This window comes from uncultured Amnibacterium sp. (genome assembly GCF_964244015.1).
Classification (GTDB): domain Bacteria; phylum Actinomycetota; class Actinomycetes; order Actinomycetales; family Microbacteriaceae; genus Amnibacterium.
Genome location: NZ_CAXTHO010000178.1, coordinates 1 through 4207 on the forward strand (window position 1 = coordinate 1; position 4207 = coordinate 4207).

At 69.5% G+C, this 4207-nt stretch carries 5 protein-coding genes and 1 pseudogene; 5 read left to right on the plus strand and 1 reads right to left on the minus strand.

Features of this window, described 5'->3' with window-relative positions:
- Window positions 1-122 precede the first annotated feature (122 nt).
- Window positions 123-440 (minus strand): EthD family reductase, encoded by a 318-nt coding sequence (locus tag ACFE67_RS14260; protein ID WP_375407538.1) that lies wholly within the window; start codon window positions 438-440, stop codon window positions 123-125.
- A gap of 245 nt (window positions 441-685) precedes the next feature.
- Between ACFE67_RS14260 and ACFE67_RS14265 the strand changes: the two genes are divergently transcribed.
- From ACFE67_RS14265 to ACFE67_RS14285, 5 genes and pseudogenes are all read left to right on the plus strand, one after another.
- Window positions 686-2071 carry a DUF222 domain-containing protein gene (locus ACFE67_RS14265; RefSeq protein WP_375407539.1) on the plus strand — a complete coding sequence of 462 codons (1386 nt, stop codon included), beginning with the start codon at window positions 686-688 and terminating at the stop codon, window positions 2069-2071.
- Window positions 2072-2256: 185 nt separating this feature from the next.
- Window positions 2257-2388, plus strand: coding sequence for a transposase (locus ACFE67_RS14270; RefSeq protein ID WP_375407542.1), 132 nt, complete (start codon window positions 2257-2259; stop codon window positions 2386-2388).
- Between the two features lie 27 nt (window positions 2389-2415).
- Window positions 2416-2588, plus strand: a pseudogene (locus ACFE67_RS14275) (IS1595 family transposase); the annotation flags it as partial.
- A gap of 190 nt (window positions 2589-2778) precedes the next feature.
- Complete coding sequence (gene pyrR / locus ACFE67_RS14280) at window positions 2779-3333, plus strand: bifunctional pyr operon transcriptional regulator/uracil phosphoribosyltransferase PyrR (RefSeq protein WP_375407540.1); 555 nt, start codon at window positions 2779-2781, stop codon at window positions 3331-3333.
- Window positions 3330-4207 (plus strand): aspartate carbamoyltransferase catalytic subunit (locus ACFE67_RS14285; RefSeq protein WP_375407541.1); only part of this gene is annotated, 878 nt, incomplete at its 3' end. The genes pyrR and ACFE67_RS14285, both read left to right, overlap by 4 nt.

Below are 4207 nucleotides of genomic sequence, written 5' to 3' on the forward strand. Positions count from 1 at the left end.
TCACGGGTGCGCACACCGTCGCGGAGCTCGGCGCCGCACGGCACACCCACCTGCTCTCGAGCCTCGCGGACGTCCCGGAACTGCTGTCCGCCGAGGACTGAGGACCGTCTGAACGGTGGAGGTCAGGCCTCCCAGACGGTCTCGACGTCGGTGAACAGGCCGGTCACCTTGCCTCCTGCGCCGCCGAAGAACGCGCCGAAGAACGCCTCGCCGGTCTCCGACGAGGTCGCAGCGGACGCCGTGTCGTAGTCCGCGAACCACAGGATCAGCGACCGGTGGGCCGGGGTGGGGGTGCCGTCCTCCTTCGGCCAGACCTTGCCGGAGACGAGGCGCTCGAGGCCCGGCAGGGCCTTCGCCTTCTCGAGAAGGTCCGGCAGCAGCGCGTCGAACGCGGCGTTGTCGTCCAGGTTGTCGACGATGAGCTCGATCTTGGTATGCATGGGATCAGCAGAGCACCCCTTTGCTGGGCGTGCGCCGAAGGCCTCCTCACGCTGCTTCCGCGAGATCCGACGCTCCGTTCTGTAGGAAGGACCTGCCTACAAAACAGGGTTCGATGAGTCATGGACGTGCCGCTTGGCGGCCTGTTCGTTGCACGGCAGCGAACGGGCGACGCGCCTTCCGGTGGGCGGAAAATACCTGGTCCTGAACCCCTGCCAGTGTCGGAGGCCCGTGCTCGAATACGGGTATGAACCGGAACGCGGTGGCACTGATCGAGCAGGCGGGCGTGTACGCGTCGCTGTTCGATCGGGTTTCCGCTGGCGGCCGGTTCGACGCCCTCTCCTCGGATGGTGCGATCCGTCTGCTGTCCGATCAGGAATTGCTGGCAGCAGCCGGGTCGGTATCGCAGTTGATCCGGTTGGCGGAGGCGGAGCGGGCGCAACTCGCCGGGGAGATGGCCCGACGATCCGAGCCGAAAGACGACACCTCCCTCGCCCGCCGGATGGGTGCCGGGACGGTAGGGAACCTTGTGTCGCAGGTGACCGGGGTGCCGCGTTCGCAAGCGGGGACGATGGTCGCGTCCGGGGAAGCGTTCCGACCCCGCCATAACCCCGTTACCGGCGAGGCCCTTCCCGCGGTCTGCCCGCAGATCGCTGACGCGTTCGCGGACGGGCTCCTCGACCCTGAGGTCGCGGCCGCGATGCGGCGTGCGCTCGCCAAGGCCGCACTCGGGCTCGCCCCCTACGAGGTCGACCGGCTCGAAGCGCAGCTCATCGCCGTCAGCCAGGAGGGGTGGGACGCGGACCTGTTCGTGGCGTATCTGAAGAAGGTCCCCGAGACCGCCCATCCGGATGGTGGCGCACCTCGAGGTGATGACCCTGCCCCGACCCCGTCGGTGATCCGGAGGGAGTTGACCAACGGCCTGGTGCGGTGGGTGATGGACCTCGACACCCTCACCGACGGGTTCCTAAAGACCGCCGTCGACGCCAACACCGCCATGAAGCGGTCCCTGCTGACCACGCCCGACGATCCCGAACCGGATGCGGAGACCACCGACCGGCGTCCGCTCGCTCAACGCCGGGTGGACGGGGTGCACCGGCTGGCGAAGAAAGCCATCAAGGTCGACGACGGCCAAGTCGCCGGCACCGCGGTCACCATGCTCGTCACCATCCCCCTCGACGCCCTCAGGTCGGGACTCGGGTCGGCGCAGCTGCCCGACTGCGGGACCGAGATCCCCGCCTCCATCGCCCGGATCCTCGCCGCCGAAGCGGAGATCATCCCCGTGGTACTGGGTGGGAAGTCGCAACCCCTCGACCTGGGTCTCGCCCGCCGGTACTTCACCGAAGCGCAACGGCGGGCGATGGTGATCCGCGACGGCGGGTGCGTAGGACCAGGCTGCGACGCCCCACCGTCCTGGTGCGACGGAGCCCACGTCAGACCCGCCGGATACGGGCCCACCAGCCTCGAGAACGGGATCCTGCTGTGCTGGCGATGCCACCAACTCCTCGACCTCCACGGCTGGCAGATCCGACGCACCGACGACCGGTGGTGGTGGACCCCACCACCCTGGATCGACTCATCAGGCCGACAACGACCAGGCGGACGCATCCCACCCATCACCCTCGACGAATGAACGCACCCGCACACCGACGTCGACGCCGTGTTCGGGGCGGCACCCTCCGTTTTGTAGGACGACCCGTCCTACAAAACGGAGATTGGCTATCCATCTCGCTGCCGTGATGTCGGGGGTCGTCTCTAGCGTCCGGGTGTGATTGATCATCCTGTTCAAGAGGTCACTTCCCGGGCTCGTTGCCCGAGGTGCGACGCTGGTTCGCGTCCGATGCGGATTGCCTCGACTATCTCGACTGGCTGCGCTGGCCCGAGGGGTTCAGTTGCCCGAGGTGCGCTGGTGTCGCCGACTGGATCGGAGCGGATGGGCTTCATCGTTGAGGTGACTGCGGCCGACGGATCTCTGCCCTGGCCGGAACGGTCTTTCACTTGACGCGGCTCCGCTGACGGTCTGGTTCGAAGCGGTTTGGCTGCTGATGGCGTCGAAGCAGGGGCTGTCCGCGCTCGAGTTGCAGCGGGTGACCGGGCTCGGCAGCTATCAGACCGCTTGGACGATGCTGCACAAGCTCCGGACCGCGATGGCGTCCGAAGGGTTCGTGGAGTCCGAGCCCGACACCGCCTTCCTCCGCGAGCTGATCGAGCTGGAAGCGGGCCTCGAGCGGTACGGCCCACGGGTCCAGATGACCGCAGCGACCGGTGTCGGCGGCCCGCGATAGTGTCCTTCCCGATCACCTTTAACGGACCGTCCGGTGAGACGGGGAAGGAGGTCGGATGACGCTGCGCACCCTGCTGGAGGCGGACGACGTCCGGCGCGCGATCACGCGCATGGCTCACGAGCTGGTCGAGCACGACCCCGACGCCGAGCGGCTCGTCCTGCTCGGCATCCCGACCCGCGGGGAGGCGCTGGCGCAGCGGCTCGCCGCGCAGATGACGCGCATCGCCGGCCGCGACATCCCCGCCGGCGTCCTCGACGTCACGCTCTACCGCGACGACCTCGCCGGTCAGCCGACGCGGGCGACGCGGCGCACCGACATCCCGGTCGACCTCGATAGCGCCACGGTCGTGCTGGTCGACGACGTGCTGTTCTCCGGCCGCACGGTGCGCGCCGCACTCGACGCGCTCACCGCGTTCGGCCGCCCGGCCGTCGTGCGCCTGGCGGTGCTCGTCGACCGCGGGCACCGCGAGCTGCCCATCCGGCCCGACGCCGTCGGCCGCAACCTGCCCTCCGCGAAGACGGAGCGGGTGCGGGTCACGCTGGTCGAGGTCGACGGCGCGGACGCGGTCACGATCGAGGGCCCCCTCACCGAGAAGGAGGATCCCGCATGAGCCAGCACCTGCTCTCCACGCGGGGGTTCACCCGCGACAGCGCGGTCGCCCTGCTCGACGTCGCGGAGGACATGGCGGACACGCAGCGCCGCCAGGTGAAGAAGCTGCCGACGCTGCGCGGGACCACGATCGTCAACCTCTTCTTCGAGGACTCGACCAGGACCCGGATCTCCTTCGAGGCCGCGGCGAAGCGGCTCTCCGCCGACGTCATCACCTTCAGCGCGAAGGGCTCGTCGGTGTCGAAGGGCGAGAGCCTGCAGGACACCGCGCAGACCCTGCAGGCGATGGGCGCCGACGGGATCGTGATCCGGCACTCCTCCTCCGGGGCCGCCCACACGCTCGCGACGAGCGGGTGGACGCGTGCCGGCGTCGTGAACGCGGGCGACGGCACGCACGAGCACCCCACGCAGGCGCTGCTCGACGCGTTCACGATCCGCAAGCGCCGCAACGGCGACGACTCCCGCGGCCGCGACCTCGCGGGCGTCCGCGTCGTGATCGTCGGCGACATCCTGCACAGCCGCGTCGCGCGCTCGAACCTCTGGCTGCTGACCGCGCTCGGCGCCTCCGTGCACCTCGTCGCACCACCGACCCTCCTGCCGACGCACACCTGGCCGGTCACGACCGGCATCGACCTCGACGAGGCGATCGACGGAGGACCGGACGTCGTGATGACGCTGCGCGTGCAGCGCGAGCGGATGACGGAGGCGTTCTTCCCGACGGCGAAGGAGTACGCCTCCCTGTACGGACTCTCGGTCGCACGCGCGGACCGGCTGCCGGAGGAGAGCCTCGTGATGCACCCGGGGCCGATGAACCGGGGACTGGAGATCGCCGGCGCCGTCGCGGACTCGTCGCGATCGACGGTGCTGGAGCAGGT

Coding starts and splice junctions, on each gene's coding strand:
- ACFE67_RS14260 (WP_375407538.1), bottom strand. CDS start 440: ATGCATACCAAGATCGAGCTCATCGTCGACAACCTGGACGACAACGCC.
- pyrR (WP_375407540.1), top strand. CDS start 2,779: ATGACGCTGCGCACCCTGCTGGAGGCGGACGACGTCCGGCGCGCGATC.
- ACFE67_RS14265 (WP_375407539.1), top strand. CDS start 686: ATGAACCGGAACGCGGTGGCACTGATCGAGCAGGCGGGCGTGTACGCG.